The sequence below is a fragment of the Kribbella sp. NPDC051952 genome, assembly GCF_040680855.1.
Lineage (GTDB): Bacteria > Actinomycetota > Actinomycetes > Propionibacteriales > Kribbellaceae > Kribbella.
On the sequence record NZ_JBFAXQ010000047.1, the window covers coordinates 1 to 19,301 of the forward strand.

Here is a 19,301-nt window from a genome sequence, read left to right on the forward strand (position 1 = left end):
GCTCGGGCACTCGTACGACATCACCCTCGACATCGTGATCGGCCAGAGCGGTCAGCAACTCCCGCCCGATCAGCTCCGAACTCGACTTCGCCGGCGACTTCTTCAGCGAACAAGGTGACTTCAGCAAGATCGGGCTGGCGATCGTGCGCATCGGCAGATCGCGGCCCGGGTCAGTAGCCGAGGAGGGAGAGGCCGAGGAGGTGGCTGTGCGGGGCCCGGATGCATCGGTCGTTACGGATGGGTACGCATGGTCTGGCGGAGCCGTGAGTCGCGAGTGCTGTTCGGGTATTTGTCCTTCGGGACGACGTTCAGTGGTGTTAGGCGGCGGTTGGTGAAGGGAGTCGGGTGAGGACTGGCTGGCAGAGGTTCGGGGTGCAGCTGACCGTGCATTGGGTGATGGCTGTGTTGTTCGCGGGTGCTGTCGTCGGGCAGTTGGTTCTGAAGGTTTGGCCGGGAGCGGTGATCTGGGCGGTGCCGACGCTCGGATTGTTTACCCGCGTCGTCGTCCTCATGCGCATTCGCCGGCTGGGCTGGTATGCCGACGACGAGACTGACCGGCCTTCGGTCGCGGTGGTCAACCGCGAGACGTCGAAGATCTTCGTAGTACAGCTTGTTGGTTGGCTGATCGCGGCCGTGTACCTCGCCCTCGTCCACGTCTGGCTGGGTCTCGCCGTCGCCGTCGTTCTGGCGTACACAAGCCTGGTCCTTGTTCGTTTCATGCGTCGATCACCCAAGCCGTCGTAGCCGACGCTGCCATGATGCATGTAGGTGTCACAGCTTCCAGACGGACGACGCCGGTGATGATCCGAAGCTGACAAATTGACGAGCTGACCACCCTGTCGCGTTGGCATGACACCAGGACGAGAAGGCATAGGAGCCATCTCTAGCGGTGGCGGCCAGATCCAGCTCAGAGCACGCGACCTCTCTCCATCGTCGCAACCACATGACCCTCAGATCAGCGGCGTCCGCCGAGTTCCCAGTCGATGACGTCGAGGGGTCCATGGCTTGCCGGCGGGCCGATCGTCTGCTGCAGTACGGACTCGAGGTCGTTGCGGGACGGTAGTTGTGCGGCCAGCGCGACACCTCGGGGAGCGTCGGTGCTCGGGTCGCGCAGACTTCCGAGAACGACCAGGCGGTCCGCAGTACCTGATCGCCAGTGCTCCGTGCGTGCTTCTACGTCGCAGTTCTCATCGGTGAGTACGAAGTACCGCGTGTGATCGGCGATGCGAGCGGTGTCCCACATCGTGCGGCCGAGATGGTCGTCGAAGCGCCAGATGTCGTGATCGCGGTAGGCGCCGGCCCGGTGGTAGGGCTCGTTCTCGATGTATCGGCGTACGGAGCTGAGGTCGGGTAGGTCGAGGATGTGGATGCTGCCGGTCCACTCGCGACGGGCGCGGTCGAGTGTCGGGCCGCGGGCGATCATGGTTGCGGCGTACGGATCGGTGTAGGACCAGTGCTGTTCGTCGAGGTCTGGGTCGTCCACGTCGGCGACGCCGGCGGCAGCGATGCTGCGGATGAGGAAGTGGGGCATCGTCAGTCCTGTTCTTCGGTGTCTGTGCGGTTGTTCGCGATGCCGCCGGCGGCATATGCGGCTGAGGTTGTAGGCGGCGCGGGCATCTCGGCGGTAGTTCCGGGGCGAGGATGCCTGAGCGCCGCAGCGACTGCCAGGCCGTGCGTACGGCGTCCGGCGGACGTACGTCGTACTGCGATTCTGGCCTGCTCACGTCGTCTCGGTCCTGGCCGCGGCGTCGTTTACCGAACGAGGTGCGGCGGCGCCATCGTCGCCGTACCCGATCTGCAGGCGAAGGATCATGTCCAGCAAGACATGACGGGCGTGCTCCAAAGCACGCTTTGGCCAGCCTTCGCCGCCGCCGAGACAGGCGATTCAGATATCTTCACGGGGTAGGCCCGGTCCGGTTTGGCGTAGACGATTGAGGTCGCCGAACTGGTTTGCCCGGCCGCGGACGGAAAGCCCGGCCCGGGCACCAGCAGACAGGCATCAGGACCTACTGGTGGTAGCACTTGACACAATCTCATTGCCCTCCTCACAAGATACGGCGATTCATGATGGATCCCTTCTGGATGAACTTTACGACGTAAAGCTATCAATATCACCGTACGGTGTAAAGTTGAGTCGAGGGATGCCCGCCGATCCCGAAGGTCTGGATGCCGCCTATATGAGCTCGACGTATCCGTCGGTTCCGTGGACGCGGATCCGCTGTCCGTCCTGGATCAGCCGGGTGGCGTCCGCGACACCGACGACGGCCGGCAAGCCGTACTCCCTGGCTATGACCGCGCCATGGGTCATCAGGCCGCCCACCTCGGTCACCAGGCCTGTGATCGCGACGAAGAGAGGCGACCAACTGGGATCCGTGTAGGCCGTGACCAGGATGTCGCCGGCCTCGAGGTTGGCTTTCGCCATGTCGAGGATGACGCGGGCCCTGCCCTCGACGGTCCCCGCGGAGACCGGCAGACCGATCAGCGCTCCGGTCGGCAGGTCGTCGCGCCGATAAGCGCCGGAGATGGTCTCGCCGTCAGACGTGAGCACGCGAGGCGGCGTGAGCGCCTGATCGGACCGGAACGAGTCCTTGCGTTGCCGGATGAGCTCACTGTCCAACTGGTTGGTGCGCGCGACGTCGTGGAACTCTTGGAACGTCAGGTAATAGATGTCCTCCTTCTGGGGAAGCACCTTGGCCCGCACGAGGCGTTCGGCCTCGGCCAGCAGGGCCTGCTTGTAGACGAAATAGCGGCTGATGATGTTGTACTTCGGGTACTCCCGGTAGCCGATGAAGGTGCGGACCCGGTCGATCATCTGTTTGGTCTCGTCGGCCTTCTGGTCTCCGTCCGGCAGGCCTCGCAGGCGTTCCAGCAGCTCCTGTTCCTTCTGCTGTGCCTTCTGCCGGCCTTGCTCGAAGCGTTGCTTGGCAGCACCCGGGTCGAAGAGCTTGATGTTGTCGAGGATGAGGGGCACGAGCGTGGCGGGGTGCTCGCTCCAGCGTGGTCTGGTGATGTCGATCTCGCCAGCGCAGCGCATACCGTATTGGTCGAGGTAGGCCGCGATGGCGTCGCGCGCTTCGGTCCCGCCCGCGAGCTTCGGCAGCTCGTCCAGGAAGTCGTCGTTCTCGACGTACTGCAGGAACTCCACCACCTCCTGATGGGGGCGGATCACGTCGGCGATGTCGAGTAGCGCCAGCCCCATCTCCGAGGTGACGTTGTTGGGCGCGGACAGCGTGAGTGTGTCGGCGGCGTTCTGCTCGCCGAGCCATTCCTGCAGCTGGTCGTTGAGCCACCAGGTGGCTTCCATCCCGGCCATGATCGCCTGCATGCTCAGCGGATCGGTGAGGACACGTTTGTGTTCCTGGAAGGCCTCGAGCAGGTAGTCGAACAGCGCCGGTCCGGTCACTGTCGCGATGTCGCGGCGCAGGGTGGCGATAGAGGTCCGGCTGCGCTCGATGAGCTCGTTGACGATGGCCGGATCGGTCTCGATCGGGGCCGGCGCGCCGCCGGCCGTTGGCCCGCCCTGACCTCGGTCGGGGAGGGTCGGGATGAAGTCCCCACGGTCGAGGACGGTCTCCAGCGCGTCCCTGATCAGCGGATCGCCTCTACCCACGAGGTCCAGGAAGGCCGCGCGCGCGGCCGGCGAGGTCAGGCGGGTGGTGGCGTCGACGAACAGCCTCCCGCCGGCGACCTTCATGGGTGCCATTGCTGTCAGCTGCCATACAGAGATCCCGAGTGGCTTCATGGCGTCGGTCATCATCTGTTGGTGCCCGACGGAGAGGTAGACGTGGTTCTCCTGGTCGCCACTGTCGGGGATCGGGAACAAGGTGGTGATCGGTCGGCTCTGCACGATCTGGAAGGCGTCGTCGACCAGGCACCATTCGATGTCCTGGGGGCGGCCGAAGTGTGCTTCGATCTGCCGTCCGAGCTGCCCGAGCCGTACGACCTGCGCATCCGTCAGCGCCGGCTGCTCCTGCTGCTGCGAGTCCATGGCCATTTCCTGCGTGCCGCCGGCCGGCAGGGCCTGAACGGAACGCTGTTTGGCGGCGATCGTCTTGGCGACGATTTCGCCATCGCGCACTGTGAAGACATCCGGGTTGACCAGGCCGGAGACCAAGGCTTCGCCGAGGCCGAAGCCGGCGTCCACCGTGGAGACCTTCCGGTTGCCGGAGACGGGGTCTGCCGTGAACAGGATGCCGGCCGCCTCCGAGAAGACCATCTGCTGTACGACGACCGCCATGTGAACCGTGCGGTGGTCAATGCCGTTCCGCTGGCGATAGATCACCGCCCGCTCGGTGAACAGCGAGGCCCAGCATCGGCTGATGTGCTGGAGGATCGCCGCCGAGCCGATGACGTTGAGGTAACTGTCCTGCTGGCCCGCGAAGGAGGCGGTCGGGAGGTCCTCTGCCGTTGCACTGGATCGAACGGCGTAGGCGGTTTGCTCGCCGAGCTGGGAGATCGCATCGGTGATCGCCGTGGCTAGATCCTCGGGAATCGCGACCCCTTCGATGGCCTGTCGGATCTCCGCACTGAGCGTCGAAATCGCCTCCCGATCGTCCGGGGTCAGGCTCGACAATTGATCGAGCCACTCGTCGATCGCGGGCGCTTCCGCCATGATCCGCCGGAACGCGCCTGTCGTCACGCAGAAGCCCGACGGCACCACGACACCTTCGACCCGGGACAACTGCCCCAGGTTCGCACCCTTTCCGCCCACCGCCGCGAGCTGAGTCTCGTCGATCTCGTCAAAATTCATCACGTACTGGGTGCTCACTGCGATACCTCCGAGGTAGCCGAGCTCAAAGCGGTTTGTAAGAAGGCGAGTTCGCGGTGCAAGAGGGACTCGATGGTCTGGCTGTCGGCGATGCCGTGACCCTCGCCGGGGAGCAGAACGAGTTCGTGGGGCTTGCCGAGGGTGTTCAGTGCGCCGGAGAAGCGGAGTGCGTGTGCTGCCCAGACGTTGGTGTCGTTGAGGCCATGGATCATCAGCAGCGGTCGCTCGAGGTTCGCGGCGTACGGGAGGAGCGAGGTGCGCCGATAGGCGTCGGCGTGCTCAGCGGGATGCCCCAGGAACCGTTCCTTCCAGTGGGTGTCGTACCAGCGCTGGTCGGTCACCGCGGCGCCACCGATCGCGGCGTGAAAGACGTCGGGCCGGTGCAGGAGTGCGCCGATCGCGAGGTAGCCACCGAAGCTCCAGCCCCGGATAGCGACCCGGTCGAGATCGAGATCGCCGGCCTGCGCGGCGATGGCGTGGAGCGCGTCGATCTGGTCTTCCACCACTGGCGCGAGGATGTCGCCGACCGTCGCGCGATCGAATGCCGGTCCGCGCCCCGGCGAGCCACGGCCGTCGGTCGACAACACGATGAAGCCCTGCTCGGCGAACCACTGCGAGATCACGTTGGACGGCGCCAGATACTTCTGCGCCAGTTGCAGGCCGGGACCGGAGTACGGCGTGAGCAGTACGGGAAGGGTGGACGATCCCGGCTCGTGCCACGAAGGCCGGAACACAGCAGTCCGCAGCTCCCTCGAGCCCGTGCTGACGAAGGAGACCCGAAGCGCAAGTACCGGCGCTTCCTCGGTGGACTCCAGAGGCTGTCCGTTGACCGTGACGGTGTGCCCGGTGAGCGTTCGCGAGTCGATCACAGTTGTGCCGTCGACGACGAGGCCGGTGTGGACGCCGGGTTCGGAGGTCAGGGGCCGTACGCCGCCGTCCCAGACGTAGAGATGCGTTTCGGTCGGATCGGTCTGGGCCAGGAACGCGACGACGTCGCCGCTGACGCTGCGGATCTCGGCGACCTGCAGGCCCGGGGGAGTGACGACCTCGTCGCCGATCACCAAGCGGTACGTGTCGCACGCCTGGTCGCGCTCGATCCAGACCAGCCGGCCGTCTGCAGTCTGCTCAGGTGTCCGTGCCGGTACGCCGACGAAGTCTGGATCAGTCACCTCACGGACGAGGGATGTCTCACCCGACTCGGGGTCGACGGCAAGAATTCGCACGCACCGTTGGTCCCTTGTTTGGATGGTGATCAGCGGTCGCTCGAGCGACCACAGGACGCGAACCAGGTACTCGAACCGATCCCGGTCCCACCGCACCTCGCGCCGGTCCCCGTCCAGGGTGAAGACATACAGTCGTACGTCGGCGTTCGTGGTCCCGGCGGCCGGGTAACGCATCGCTGTCGGCTCGGCCGTCGGATCGGCCGGATCCATGAGGTAGCGTGTCTCGACCTGGCTGTCGTCAACACGGGCCGCTAGCAACCGATCCCCGTCGGGCGACCACCAGAGGCCGTCCGTCCGTCCCATCGACCGCCCGGTGAAGGGCTCCGGACGACCCCACATGACGTTCCTGTCGTCCGCGTCAGCGAGCAGCCGCTCTCCCAGGCCGTCAACGCCGATCAGCCACAGCGCCCGATCCCGGACGAACGCCACGTTCTTCCCGTTCGGATCCACCCGCGCGGCATCCACATTCTCGACCGGCAATCGATCGAACCGCTCACCGGCAATATCCGCGACGAACAGGTCCTTCTTCAGCAATACCACCGCAGTCGTGCCACGACCGGCGTCGTACGACGAAGCCGCCCCGAGACAGCGTTCGCGCCCGGCCGCGACGTCGTACGCCCAGAGCGAGTCTTCGCGGAGGTAGGCGACGTAGCGCCCACCGTCCACGATCGAATGGTTGCTCTGGGCCCCTTTTCGAAAACGCTTGGTGCGCGCCACCTGGCCCGGCAGATCCTTGGCCGTCACAAATCCCCGTCCTCTCGCATTCGTGAGTGTTCTCATCGGTAGTCGGCTACTCGGTGGAGGTGATCGCGGTCAGGGTTTCGATCTCGGCGGGAGTGAGCTGGATGCTGCCGGCGGTGAGGTTCTCGACCAGGTGGCCGGGTTTGCAGTGCCGGGGATCGCCAGCACGTGCGGGCCGCGGCTCAGTGTCCACGCGGTACGGATCTGGGCGGGTGTCGCGTTGTGGGCGCGGGCAATGTCGAGGACTGTCTCGACCGCCCGATCCCTGGCGCCGTTGCCGTTGGTGCCGGCTAGCCGCTTGGTGCCGAACCCGATGCGGTTCACCATCAGGTCGCCGAGCCGCCAGACGCCGGCCGAGGAAGCAGGCTTGCGGCCCTTAAATTCTCGTGATATGATTAAAGAGATACTTGTGTGAATTTCTGATTTGGCCATTAGATCAGGATAGGCCGGACGCCGCTTGATGTCTAGGACATTCCGCTATGGCCGCAGAATGAGCGGTTCCACCCCGCGCCCTGGCTCGCGACGAGGCGAAACCTTCCGCTTCTTGATGCGCCAGCCCTGAGTCGTTCTAACGAGCTGATCCTCGTAAGTGAAGCTGGCAGCCGAACCGTCCTGCTTCACCGCCAGCCCTTTCGACCACGCCCGGGCGCCGTCGCCATCTTCGCGGACGATTGTGCTGGTGACATGGAGAGCAAGCGTGTCGCCAGGCCCGATACGATGCGCAGCCGCAATGTAGGTCGCCAGGCGTGGCTGGGACGGATCACCTGCCGGCAATTGACGGCGACCGAGATCGCCGACGTCGACTTCGAGATCGGACGCGAACACTTCGCCGAACCGATCATAGGCACCGGCGTCACACAGATGACCGTGCAGAGCGATCAGTTCGTGGATTTCCAAGCGGTCATCGATAGTCAAGCTCATTCGATCTCCAGACTCGCGCATGCCGTGAAGGCATACGTCACAAGAAGGTTCGGGTTGTGATTTCCTTGGTTCGTGGACCTTGATCGCCTCGGTCTCCAGCCGATGTCCCCCGCGCCGGACGCGATGGTGTCGCGCCGTTCGTGGAGATCCTGGCCGCGATGGTGGCTGGTTCGGGGAGTGACCTATCTGGTCGTCACGGTCGGTGCGACGATCCTCAGCTTCGGCGCCGGCTCGGACGACTATCGGGCGAACGTCTGCGGAGGCGATCCGTACGGTGAATGCGACATGACAGGTATCGGTGGATTCAGCTGGGCGGTAACGGCGGTGGTCGCCTGCTTGGCGGTCGCCGTTGCGATCGAGCTGGTCCTGTGGAGTTCGAGGCTCGCACGCAGGCGACGGGATCCGCGGATCCTTTGAGTTTCGTTGTCGCCGGCAACGTCTCACAGCACGGCTCTGACGTCGTCCTCATGGGCCATCACTTGGGTTCGACTGGTGCGCAACGGCCCCGATCCCGAGAACGATCATGTCGATCCCCAGCCGGTAGTAGTCCTCCACGTTCTGTCGGCCGATGAGCGCGTCTGCCGCGGTTCGAATGTTCGGATACTGCTCGGCAGCCAGCTCGGCGAGTTCATCGCGCTCGGCCGCATACTCGGCGGCCTGTTTCGGTGGCTTGGCCTTGAGATCGGGTGCGTGGTCGACGAGTGCTACGACGGCCTGCGTTGCCAGCTGGGTCAACATCGCGCCGTCGTGCGGGCTCAGGCCGGCCTGGCGGGCACTGTCGAGCATGATCTCCAGTGCCGCCATGAATTTGGGCAACGGGACGAGCCGTTCGATCACCAGCCGGCCCATCCACGGATGCTCCCGTAGCTGAGCCACCAGTGCCAGCAAGACCCGACGCAGTCTCTCGTCCCAGGCGGCTTCGGTGACGTCGTCGAACCCGCCGAGCGCGATAACCGACTCGGTCATGGCGTCGAGCAGGCTGTCCTTGTCCTTGAAATGCCAGTAGACGCCCATGGGACTTGCTGACAGTTCCCGCCCCAATCGGCGCATCGACACCGACTCCAAGCCCTCGCGATCGGCGAGAGACACCGCCACCTTCAGGATCTGATCCGGCGACAGTGTTGGCTTGGACGTGCCCGAAAGATTCCTTGTCACTCGGTCACTATACACCGTACGGTGATGTGATAGCTTTACGCCATAAAGTTGAAATTCGTAGCGTGTTGAGATCGGAGGCATTGCGCGTGAGACCTGTCCGTATCGGCGCTCAGATCGCGCCACAGCGAGCGGCGTACGCCGACATCCGGCAAGCCGCGGCCGCGGTCGAGGATCTGGGTGCGGACATTCTCTTCACCTGGGACCACTTCTTCCCGCTGGGCAAGGACTCCGACGGTCCGCACTTCGAAGGTTGGACGATTCTCGGCGCGTGGGCCGAGCAGACCTCTCGTGTCGGCCTCGGGGTCCTCGTCAGCTGCAACAGCTACCGCAACCCCGACCTGCTGGCAGACATGGCCAGGACCGTCGACCACATCAGCGGCGGTCGGGTCGTGCTCGGGATCGGCGCCGGCTTCAAGGAGCGTGAGTTCCTCGAGTACGGCTACGACTTCACCTCGCCCGGTCGCCGGGTGGCCGATCTCGCCGCGGCCTTGCCGCGGATCAGAAGGCGACTCGCCGCACTGAACCCGCCACCCATGGGTCCCCTGCCGATCCTCGTTGCCGGCGGCGGTGAGCAGAAGATGCTGCGCGTTGTCGCCCAGCACGCCGATATCTGGAACACGTTCGCCGAGGGCGAGGACCTGGCGCGCAAGCTTGGACTGCTCCAGCGCTACTGCGCCGAGATCGACCGTGACGTGTCGACGATCGAAGTCTCCGTCCACGCCGGGGGAGATCCCTGGGAGAACGGGCCGCCCCTTCGCGAGCTCGGAGCCAGTCTCTTCACCATCACCACCAGCGGCCCCGACTACGACCTCGACACCATCCGCCGCTGGATCGCCTGGCGCGACGAACAAAACGCCTGACGAGCTCATGAACGAAATCGTCCTACGAACGGCTGAGCCTGGTGATTCAGAGATGCTCACAGCACTGAAACGGCGATCCAAGGCCTACTGGGGCTACCCGCAGACGATGCTCGATCAGTGGGCGGACCAGCTGACGGTCAGCGTCGCCGCCATCTGCGACGGAGGGGTCGTTGTCGCCGAGCAGGACGGCGTACTCGCGGGCTTCTACCACCTCATTGGCGAACCCCCGACGGGCGAGCTGTCAGACCTCTTCGTAGACCCAGAGGCGATTGGCGTCGGCGTTGGCCGCAGTCTCTGGGAACACGCCGTCGCCTCGGCTCGCAGCACCGGATTCCACGCTCTGACCTTGGAATCCGATCCTCATGCCGAGGGCTTCTACCTTCGCATGGGAGCTGAGCGAATGGGCGAACGAAGAGTTGCCCCAGATCGAGCACTTCCACGCCTGAAAGTCACTTTCCCTTGCGCCTCTGGCGTCGGCAGGACGCGCGATCGTGCGATCATGTAAGCAGTAAGGGCTGGCTTGTTCCTGACATACAGCGTCCTATCGGCAGTGCAGCTGCCGCCGGCCTGTTGTCATGGGGTCAGCCAACCCGAGCGTGCCATGGTTTGTGTCATGAACTCGCGTCTAGTCGAGAGGTCAAACTCGGCTCGAGTGGTTCGATTCAGGAGTCGTGCAGTCTCAAGTTAGTTGCTGCGGCAAGTGGCGTGGCTCTCATAATCCCTTGGGTCGGCGGCTCGAGTTCCCACTGTGCGGCCCACAACGCCCCGGATCGCGGCAGATGCAGTTGTCGAGCGCGAGTAGGACTCTCACTCCGGAGGAGTTGACGCCGCACCCGGGACAGGAGTGTCCTAGTTTTGGCGGTGCGCAGCCGTATGGGCCGATGTGCCGCAAGGCCTGGGAGGGACCATGGACCCATTGACGGCAAAGGGGACAGAGGTCCTTATCGGGTCCGCGGCCGAAGGGTTGCACCAGATGGTTGAGCGGCTGGGACTTCTGGAACGGCTCAAGAGCAAGTTGATGACGCAGCCTGGCACCGCGTTGGAGAAGTTGAGAACGGTTGTGCTCGAGATAACAAGGTCTTCATGAGCCTGTCCAGCCAAATCCAGGCCTACTCAGCTTTGACCCTGCTGCCACCAGGCGACCAGGTGGAGGGCGTCCCACGAGCGAAGGCAATCGAGATCTGGCAGCGTGACTGCATGAAGCTTCGCGCATACGCGGCTGGCGACCATGTAACGCCCATGAGACACGGTCATGGTGATTGCCAGAAGATCTCTTGGATCTACTACACCTATCTGAAACCGTGGTTCGCGGATGTCCTGAAACCCGAAGAGTCCGACGAACTCAAAAGCCTGTTCCGCGAGCTCTCTGAGACCGACAGCTACATGCTGGATGCGCTCATGGAAACGGCGGGGTGGCTGCAGCGAGAAGCGCAGGCAACCGAGATGATGCTCCGTCAAGAGGACTACGAGGGAGCTCAGCGTCGAGTGGACGCCGTCTGGGATCAATGGACGCCCATCATGAAAGATCTACACGTGAGCAGCCAACACCTCTGGGATCTCCAGACAGCATTCATCGTGACCCACAACCCTCTCAGGGCTAGTCAGGAGGTCAGCATGCACGTTCGTGGCGGTCCAGGCCGCTAGGTTCGGAATCGGTGCCGGCTCTCCCAGCTCAGCACCCTCCGCGCGTTACGACCTCGGCGGCGCACACTGCAGTTCAGCGGGGAACAGTGTGGGAACGAAGGCGCGTCGGATCGAGTCAACTGGCGTTGAAACCGGTCGAAGTGATGATGCCTTGTCCGGCTTGTAGTGGCTGGTGTCGACAGGGTCGCTCGGTTTCCTAAACCATGCTTCGGGCTCGAGACTACAGCGACCATGTCAGCACCGTGAGGTCTGCAAGGGTATTCATCCGAACGTATGAGTGTATCGGTTCGCAGATCTTTGATAGGGCGCGCATGCAGGCCCGCCCTATCAAAGATTCACTGTGGCGGGTAGCGTCCGAAACTACTGAGGTGCGGTCATCCTTGCCTGTGCCTCTTCTAATGGAGCCGTCGTGAGACCAATCCACAGTCGTCTCGACGCCTCAACGCCTGGGACATCCGACTCGCCCCATCGAGCTGGGGCCACAGGATGCGATCGATTTTGGAACGAGCGGTGGTTCGCCGTCCAGAAGGGCTACTAATGCCAATTGACGGTTGGAGCGAAGTAGATCCCGCTGAAGCGACGGATGCGCGCGCCTGGCGCGGAAGTGGTGTGCCTTACGCGCCAGCGATTGCGACCGCCCTCCGCTCAACGACCCTCGGGCGCCACCGCGATGCGCTCGCGTCCGCAGCAGGAGCAGGCAGCGGCAACTTCAACTTCACGGTCCCGTTGGTCACATATCCGGGCCGCGATGGGCAGCCTCTGACGATAGACCTGACTTACAACGGCCGAGTCTGGCAACGCCTCGACGCTCCTGCACGCATGGTGTTCGACATCGACCGCGACTGGCCAGCGCCGGGTTGGACGCTGGGATTCGGGCGAATTACCCGCGCCGGTGGCGCGCGATGCATCCTAATCGAGGGCGACGGCACTCGACGCCCATCGGTCGAAACGGGTAGGTGGACTCAAACGAATGGCGAGACAACCGCCACCGAAAGAACGACGGACGGCTCATTCATCACCTTCACCTACCTGGAGAACTCTCAGGGCAAACTGGTGGATGCGCGCGCGAGGTACCCCGATGGGAAAGTTGTCGACTATGTCGCCTCGGACGAAAGCGATGCACTGTTTCCGCAGTACATCACGGACCGGCACGGCAACTACATCGGCATCTACTACTGGGGAAAAGGCCCGAGGATTCACCAACTGAGCGACACTTGCGGGCGTTTGATTACCTTCCACTACGACACGCTTGAGCGGCTGACTGCAATCACTGGACCGAGTGTTGACGGACCCGACGTACCACTGGTAAGGCTGCACTACGCTCAGGACATTCCGCGCCACCACTTCAAGCTGCCCGTCGAGCCCATCGGGGTAGTTCACCTCATCGACGCGATCTTCTTTCCGGGAACCGGCCGCGGGTATGACTTTCGGGATGACGGCCGGCATCTCAACTACTCGCCGTACGGAATGTTGCGTCGAATCAATCAGACTGTGGGAATGTCCCTCGATACCTCCGGGCTGGAGGAACAGGGCGTTGTCTCGCAGGGCGGGACGACGATACTGCTGAAGGAATACAATTATCCAACGGATATTGTGGCCGAGCTCGACACGCCCCCCACCTACGACACTTTGACGGAGTTCTGCAGTAGGCATCGAGGATCCGCGGTGACGACGTTTAGCCGGGTGGAAGAAGTCGACCAGCTGCGGACGGTGGTGATCCGACCGGACGGCGTTCGGACGATTCAAACCCTCAGACGCTCGCTTGCGAGCGCGTCCCTGCTGCCTGCCGAGTTGACAGTCCTCGACCGCGCCGGGACCCCGGTACAGCAGACCGTGATGCAGTGGGAACCCGGTCATGAGGGTGTCGCTCGCGTGGCATGGGTGCAGGTGCGAGATCGGCGAGGCCGGATAACGGCGACGAGCTATGGGTACGGCGAGGTCGAAAATCAGGTCACCGACGTGCGGTTCCACGACTTCGACAGCGACCGGATACTGAAACGCATCCACACGGACTTCGTCCCAGCTGATCCATATCAGGCCCGCCACCTTATGCACCTGCCGAGGCGGATGCAGGTATACGACCAGGCCGGCACAGTCGCTCTGGAAGTCGAATACGAGTACGACACCACACCGCTACGACCGACACCGAGGGCCACCAACCATGACGACACCTACGACCCAGCCTCCCCCCGCTACGATCCCTCGAACGCGCTCCGCGGCAATGCCACGGTCGTCCGCACTTACATCGACGCGAGCACCAGGGCCGGGGCCATCGTCAGCACCCGTCTGTTCGACACCTGCGGCAACCTCTGTGTGAGCGACTGGTCCGGCCGCAGGGAAGAGAACACCTTTACAGCCCTCACTAAATACTCACAGCCATCGGAGACCTTCACAGGATCGCCAGACCTCAACTCCAGCGCACGTCTCCGCATCGCGCAGCTGTCGTACAACGCGGCAGGCTTGCCCTCCTCCGTCACCGATGTCAACGGGGAGACTGTCGACCTAACCTACGACCGGGCGAGCATGAGACTGAAACAGCTCGTTTCGCGCTCGCGCGGGTCGTCAACCGTATTCGATTTCGATGATCTGCAGCAGCGGGAGAAACGAACTGTTCACGAGGTTCATGGAGCCTCCCCGCCGATCATCGCTGCCGAAGACACCTGGCTATACGACGGACGAGGTCGAGTCGTCACGCACTTCCACGACACAGATGAAAATGTTGAGGTCCGGGAGTACGAGTACGACCATCGCGGCCAAGTAGTCGCGGTGAGCGCTCCGCGTTGGGTCACCGAGGCCGCACGCTGGGGATCGCTAACCTACGACCCTCTAGGACGGCCCCTGGTCTCCCAGACCCCAGGCGGCGAGACCATCACACGCCACTACGACGAAGAGACCGCGATGCTGGGATTGTCGCCGGACGGGCCCACAGTCCGCACAATGGCTCCTTCCGGCCGCGATCGTCTGCTGACATTCGACGCACTCGGTCAGCTGTCAAGCGTCCTTGACCCAGACCCCGATGGCTCCGGGTCGATACTGCAAGCCGGGGCATCGCCCGTGCCAACCTCCTACACCTATGACGGCAACGGCAACGTAACTGAGATCCGCACAGGTCGTCCGGCACCCTGGCCATTTCCCTACCGAGCAACCCAGTTTCGACGGTTTCGCTACGACTCTCTTAGCCGCCTTACAGCTCAGTACCTTCCCGAGCATGGATACGGCCTCGACGAAAGCGGGAGTCCCCTGGGCAACCCCCTGCTCTGGAGTCATATCTTCACCTACGACGACCGCTCTAACCTGATCTCGAAGAAGGATGGCCGCGGAGTCACGGTCAACTTCCACTTCGACGACGACCCACTTGACCGAGTGCAGAAGGTCACCTATGACGTCCCCGCCGTGGTCGACGACGCGGCGCCGGTCGTGCCCTGCCCGGACGTCGAGTACACATACGTCAAGCATGGCGACAGTCGCCGCGTCGAGACCGAGATCACCGTCGGCGTCTCCCGGCAGACCATCCGTTACGACTCAGTCACCGGTCAGACCGAGACCGTCGCAACATTGCTCGATGCCACACCGAGCTTCCCTTCTAGCACCGGATACAGATACGACTCCTTAGGGCGTATCAAGGCGGTCATAAGACCACCGTGCTACGGCGGCACCGGGCAGAGTCCCGCCGGCGGCAACAAGCACCTCAAATACGCAGTCGGCGGGCTGCCATCGGACGTTACGGTCCTCTTTCCTTCCTGGCCTGACGCTTCCCATTTCACGTACACACCCGACGGTCGTATCGCGGGAATGCAGGTCGGAAACATCCCACCGGCGCTGCCGCTCTTCGAGACCTATCTATACGAAGAAGACCATGACGGAGTATGGAGACAACAGCTCGTACAAGACAACCGTCTCCTGCTCGACCTTTCCTACCACTACTTCGCAGCTGGACTAGGCGGCGAAGGTATCTCGCACGAGCAACTTGCAACGACGACGGACCACCTCGACGCGTCCGGTGACCGAACCTTCCGATACGACGTTTGGGGCCGCCTCCGCACGGCAACCGCGGGGCAGCAACCTGCCTGGACCTGGGCCCAGGACTACGAGTACGACATCTTCGGGAACCGGACTTCAGTCGTCGCGAGCGGGTCAATTGAGCCCGGCAACGCCATCACACCCGACGGCGAGGCGTCCCTGGCCTACGACAAGGCAAACCACATCACGACCGACGGATTCGGCTACGACAAAACCGGGAACCTGGTGTCGGCGCACGTAAACGGGCACGGCTTCTCATACCAATACGACGCCGCCAGCAGACTCACATACGCCAAGGATGACGCCACGGGCGAGGTAACCGGCTTCGTGTACGGCGCCTGCAATCGGCGCCGTGCCACCCTCAGGCTGAGGTCTGGACCGTGGCCGCCAGGTGATCCCCCCTCGAACATGGCCAATCCGGATCGCATCACGGCCGCAACCTTCTATGCATGGGACTACAACCAAGTCATCGTGACTCACCAGGACACCGGGCCGCCATTCGGAGAACATCTTGTCTGGAAGGATGTATACGTCTTCCTCGGCCCTCGCCTCCTGTCGCATTACGAGAACCATCCTGCCCCGGGCGAACCCGTAGTCTTCGAACATCCGGGGCCGACCGGCACCCGTGTCGTGAGTCGGCGGGATAGCAGCACCAGCCACGAGCCCCTCCCTTACGGATCACGTCTGGTACGAGACGGCGGGGCGAGCCGCGCGTTCACAACCTATGAACGCGACATGAGCACCGGGTTGGACTACGCCGTCAATCGGTTCTACCAACCATCCCTGGGGCGCTTCCTCCAGCCAGACCCCATCGGCGCCGCCGCCTTCGACCCTGTGAACCCGGCAAGTTTCAACACCTACACCTACGCCGGTAACGACCCTGTTAACCGCACGGACCCGATCGGACTCGACTTCGTCTCAATAGTTCGAGGTCATCGGTGGCGGCCATTCTTGTGGTCCCCGAGACTTGGAGAGGACGGCTCTCTGGCAAGGAATGCCCGCGGAAGAAGCGGCGGCGAGTTTGCCGACAGAGGCCGCCCCGACCGGGCCGGAAGAGAAGAGAAGCCCGATCCGGATTCCGCGAACAGATGCGACTACGCAACCATGGACGCCTCCCTCGGCCTCAGCTTCCACATGGCGATCGACAGACACGGCCAAATGTTCCTCGGTGTTGGAGCCGGCTTGCCAGGCGCAAGCCTGCGGCTCGGCCGGATGTTAACAGTAGAGCCACCCACCCCCCAACAGTCAGCGAGCTTCCAAACCGGCCACGGGTTCAACCTCAATGCCTCAGCGGGTGGCGCAAGCGCTGCGTACACATGGGTTCCAGGGAATCCCCTTGGCGTGGAAGCGGGGATCTCGACGCCAGGCTGGGGGGCGAGCTACACATACGGCGCGGACGTCGTCCAACTGCTCACCAATCTGTACCGACTCATGACAGACATTGAGGCAGGATTCGCCGGTCCAGGTGGCGCCTGCCGATGATCCGCCGGACGAGGCCTGCGGAACCACCTCCAAACCCGGCTAGCCCGCTCCCTCATCGCGGAGTTGGTGACGCACCTGGTGAACGCCTGCGCGGTCGACAGAGCTCGCAGCACAAGACGCGTCGCCACGGCCACCTGCAAATAGGCTGCCCGACCGCCTTGGGCCGACTACCGACTCAGAAACCAGTACCGACTCCATTCGGGCGGGGCCCGCGCTGCCGTAGGAATGAGACAGCTCCCCGATCTCCTCAGTGACACTTTCGCACCATGTTCAGCTGCAACTCCTGCACCGCACCTGACCCACGATCAGCAGTTCAGCGTGCGAACAGCCTGGGAACACAGACGTGTCGAGCCGCGGCAACTGGAGTCAAGATCGGCCGAACTCGTGATGGCTGGTTACCTGTCGAGTGGCGTATGTCGGTGGGGTGCGTCGGTTTCCTAAACCGTGCGTCACCAGGCCGAGCTGGCCGACGACTTGACCGTTCTCGCCGGCCCGGTCCCATGGCCATGAGCGACTCATTACGAGTCCGTTGCCCTAAGCCCCAACTCCGCGATGACTCCCGACCTTGAGCAGTGATCGTGCTCAAGGGCCGGGGGTCGTTGACGGCTGTTCAGGGCCCTTCGGGGGCACCTCGGGGGCACAACCTTGCCTATGCCTCGGGCTCGACCCCTAGGTCAGCGCGGACGGCCGCGATGTACTTCACCTCAAGTTTTTTCTGGTCGGCATGCCCGCTCAGAACCGCCTCGAGCCAATTACCTGCGGCCAACCCGACTGCGGTCGGGGAGATCATCTGAGTCATCTGCGCAGCTGCGATCAGTCGATCATTGAGTGCCATGACCCGCTTATTCAGCTCGATGCATTCGGCGGTCAGCGGCACCAGCTTCGGACTCTCTGGTTCTGAGCTCAAGAGGGCTTCACGCTCCGCGTGCTTTGTCCGAGACTCGTCTTTAGCAATCCGCCTCTCAAAGACGGCGGTGAACATGCTCACGTATGTGGATTTCCGATCCTCGAGATGAGCCAACCGCATCCGGGTGCGTGCATCCCTCTCAAACATCGCTAGCGCGTTGGCATTGGCCGTCCTGGTTGCCTTCGCTTGCCATGCACCCGTGGCTACAACACCGATGATGGCTACAGCGAGCGCAACACAGCCTGCAATGACTGAGGCCTGAACCGCCGGTTCCATGAGCGCGATCATCCGTGACTCCTAACGACAGGCATCTGATTGCCTGATCTGATATGCGATGCCGAATACGCGACGCTACTGCTCCCGCGTCTTCCCGTCTGCCGGTCAGCCCACGCGTAGCGCGATCAGGAGGCGGCAGAGGGGGCAAGGTGGAGCGCCCCGCTGGACGAACGACCTTGCCCCCTCTGGTGGCTCCTGATAGGTCCTGAGGCTCAAATCGGCACCTGTCGACGCGGTCCGGCGGCCTCATAATCCGGTCGTCGTGCGTTCAGGCCCCACCCGCCCCAGCAGATGCCTTCGAAAATGTTCGAGAGCGCGACGGCCCGCGCCGCACATCAGTGCACGCAACAGGTCAGTGAGACCTATGAGCTGACGGAACTGATCTGGAGCTCGTTCCGTCGGATTATCGCCAGCCTGCCGCGGCAGACGGCCGACCATACGTGCCACGAAGCGGGACTATGTCGGCGTTCACCGGCGTGGCCGGCGTGTACGGCCCTGGCCGAACGACGATCATCGTTGTTCGATGTACAGCAGTAGGGGAAGAGCATGTTCCATCGCCGGAGGCCACACGCCGCCAGGTACTACGCGGGCGGCGTCTTCTACACGTTCTCGTTCTCTCTGCCACTCGGCACCAACATCCACATGCTGGCCGATCGGTTCCTGTCATCTGGGCTAGCCACCGCTGCCGGCGTCGCAGGCTCGGACAGGGCTCTGCTCGGCAAGCACTACTCAAAGCCGCTGCAGGCGCGCAAGCTTTCGGAAGACATCATCTCTCTTAAGGAAGTTTGCGATACAAAATCTTCTTTGTGGACGTGGATCAGGCAACATCCGGCCTCCACCTTCCGATTGAGACGCCGCATGGTCAGAGCGATCTGGAAACGTGATCGCATGGAAATCGTCAAGAACCTCGACATCGATGCTCTGCGAGCCGTGAACGACGAAGTCGACTTAGAAGCGTTCAAGATAACAGAACTGATCGGCGGGATGGCGCGATCGACCGGATCCTCTACTCGTCAGTGTATCTCCGCAGCCAGCCTTTCATCCGACTCGACCTCAAGCCGTTCTACACTAACTGCCCGAAATTTCATGACGCCGAGGTATCGGCCTTCCTTCTTCTGCATCGGTCAGGTACCGCGCTACTGAGCTGAGACAACGGCAGCACACCCCGACACGCGGACCTGATCGCGCAGGAGTCCGCCGCCGACCTGATCACCCTCCGCCGCGGCGACAGCATCTTGTCCTTCGCCCCGCCAAACATCGGTCAGTGTCCACTGACCCATCCAACTTGGCATCGTCGACAGGAA

Annotated in this window: 14 protein-coding genes; 7 read left to right on the forward strand and 7 right to left on the reverse strand. The window is 63.2% G+C overall.

Annotated features, from left to right (window positions below; translation table 11 throughout):
• The first annotated feature begins 372 nt into the window (after positions 1-372).
• On the forward strand, positions 373-744 hold the full coding sequence (locus AB0L70_RS40530; protein WP_363692244.1) for a hypothetical protein: 372 nt from the start codon (positions 373-375) through the stop codon (positions 742-744).
• A gap of 211 nt (positions 745-955) precedes the next feature.
• Here the strand turns inward: AB0L70_RS40530 and AB0L70_RS40535 are convergent, their stop codons facing one another.
• The 5 genes from AB0L70_RS40535 to AB0L70_RS40555 all read right to left on the reverse strand — a co-directional run bounded on the left by AB0L70_RS40535 (position 956) and on the right by AB0L70_RS40555 (position 7,653).
• A complete protein-coding gene (locus AB0L70_RS40535; RefSeq protein ID WP_363692245.1) occupies positions 956-1,531 on the reverse strand; it encodes a YciI family protein in 576 nt (191 codons plus the stop codon).
• 642 nt (positions 1,532-2,173) lie between these two features.
• Positions 2,174-4,768 (reverse strand): rifamycin-inactivating phosphotransferase, encoded by a 2,595-nt coding sequence (gene rph, locus AB0L70_RS40540; protein WP_363692246.1) that lies wholly within the window; start codon positions 4,766-4,768, stop codon positions 2,174-2,176.
• Positions 4,765-6,657, reverse strand: a complete 1,893-nt coding sequence (locus tag AB0L70_RS40545) for a prolyl oligopeptidase family serine peptidase (protein ID WP_363692247.1) — start codon at positions 6,655-6,657, stop codon at positions 4,765-4,767. The genes rph and AB0L70_RS40545 overlap by 4 nt, the downstream gene beginning before the upstream one ends.
• A 124-nt stretch (positions 6,658-6,781) precedes the next feature.
• Positions 6,782-6,925: a hypothetical protein gene (locus AB0L70_RS40550; protein WP_363692248.1), complete on the reverse strand. Its 144-nt coding sequence runs from the start codon at positions 6,923-6,925 to the stop codon at positions 6,782-6,784.
• 284 nt (positions 6,926-7,209) lie between these two features.
• Positions 7,210-7,653: a nuclear transport factor 2 family protein gene (locus AB0L70_RS40555; protein WP_363692250.1), complete on the reverse strand. Its 444-nt coding sequence runs from the start codon at positions 7,651-7,653 to the stop codon at positions 7,210-7,212.
• Positions 7,654-7,725: 72 nt separating this feature from the next.
• Here AB0L70_RS40555 and AB0L70_RS40560 point away from each other — a divergent pair, with 72 nt between their 5' ends.
• Complete coding sequence (locus tag AB0L70_RS40560; RefSeq protein ID WP_363692251.1) at positions 7,726-8,070, forward strand: hypothetical protein; 345 nt, start codon at positions 7,726-7,728, stop codon at positions 8,068-8,070.
• Between the two features lie 48 nt (positions 8,071-8,118).
• Here AB0L70_RS40560 and AB0L70_RS40565 read toward each other — a convergent pair whose 3' ends face one another.
• On the reverse strand, positions 8,119-8,808 hold the full coding sequence (locus AB0L70_RS40565; protein WP_363692252.1) for a helix-turn-helix domain-containing protein: 690 nt from the start codon (positions 8,806-8,808) through the stop codon (positions 8,119-8,121).
• An 86-nt stretch (positions 8,809-8,894) separates the two neighbouring features.
• Between AB0L70_RS40565 and AB0L70_RS40570 the strand changes: the two genes are divergently transcribed.
• The 4 genes from AB0L70_RS40570 to AB0L70_RS40585 all read left to right on the forward strand — a co-directional run bounded on the left by AB0L70_RS40570 (position 8,895) and on the right by AB0L70_RS40585 (position 16,814).
• On the forward strand, positions 8,895-9,668 hold the full coding sequence (locus AB0L70_RS40570; protein WP_363692253.1) for an LLM class F420-dependent oxidoreductase: 774 nt from the start codon (positions 8,895-8,897) through the stop codon (positions 9,666-9,668).
• Between the two features lie 7 nt (positions 9,669-9,675).
• A complete protein-coding gene (locus AB0L70_RS40575; protein ID WP_363692254.1) occupies positions 9,676-10,173 on the forward strand; it encodes a GNAT family N-acetyltransferase in 498 nt (165 codons plus the stop codon).
• A 578-nt stretch (positions 10,174-10,751) separates the two neighbouring features.
• Positions 10,752-11,312 (forward strand): hypothetical protein, encoded by a 561-nt coding sequence (locus AB0L70_RS40580; RefSeq protein ID WP_363692255.1) that lies wholly within the window; start codon positions 10,752-10,754, stop codon positions 11,310-11,312.
• Positions 11,313-12,131: 819 nt separating this feature from the next.
• Positions 12,132-16,814, forward strand: a complete 4,683-nt coding sequence (locus AB0L70_RS40585) for an RHS repeat-associated core domain-containing protein (protein ID WP_363692256.1) — start codon at positions 12,132-12,134, stop codon at positions 16,812-16,814.
• Between the two features lie 649 nt (positions 16,815-17,463).
• Here AB0L70_RS40585 and AB0L70_RS40590 read toward each other — a convergent pair.
• On the reverse strand, positions 17,464-18,009 hold the full coding sequence (locus AB0L70_RS40590) for a hypothetical protein (RefSeq protein ID WP_363692257.1): 546 nt from the start codon (positions 18,007-18,009) through the stop codon (positions 17,464-17,466).
• A gap of 534 nt (positions 18,010-18,543) precedes the next feature.
• Between AB0L70_RS40590 and AB0L70_RS40595 the strand changes: the two genes are divergently transcribed.
• Entirely contained in the window at positions 18,544-19,140 is a 597-nt protein-coding gene (locus tag AB0L70_RS40595) for a hypothetical protein (protein WP_363692258.1), read from the forward strand.
• Positions 19,141-19,301: the final 161 nt, after the last annotated feature.

Coding starts and splice junctions, on each gene's coding strand:
- AB0L70_RS40575 (WP_363692254.1), top strand. CDS start 9,676: ATGAACGAAATCGTCCTACGAACGGCTGAGCCTGGTGATTCAGAGATG.
- AB0L70_RS40535 (WP_363692245.1), bottom strand. CDS start 1,531: ATGCCCCACTTCCTCATCCGCAGCATCGCTGCCGCCGGCGTCGCCGAC.
- AB0L70_RS40580 (WP_363692255.1), top strand. CDS start 10,752: ATGAGCCTGTCCAGCCAAATCCAGGCCTACTCAGCTTTGACCCTGCTG.
- AB0L70_RS40585 (WP_363692256.1), top strand. CDS start 12,132: ATGGTGTTCGACATCGACCGCGACTGGCCAGCGCCGGGTTGGACGCTG.
- AB0L70_RS40595 (WP_363692258.1), top strand. CDS start 18,544: ATGTTCCATCGCCGGAGGCCACACGCCGCCAGGTACTACGCGGGCGGC.
- AB0L70_RS40590 (WP_363692257.1), bottom strand. CDS start 18,009: ATGATCGCGCTCATGGAACCGGCGGTTCAGGCCTCAGTCATTGCAGGC.
- AB0L70_RS40555 (WP_363692250.1), bottom strand. CDS start 7,653: ATGAGCTTGACTATCGATGACCGCTTGGAAATCCACGAACTGATCGCT.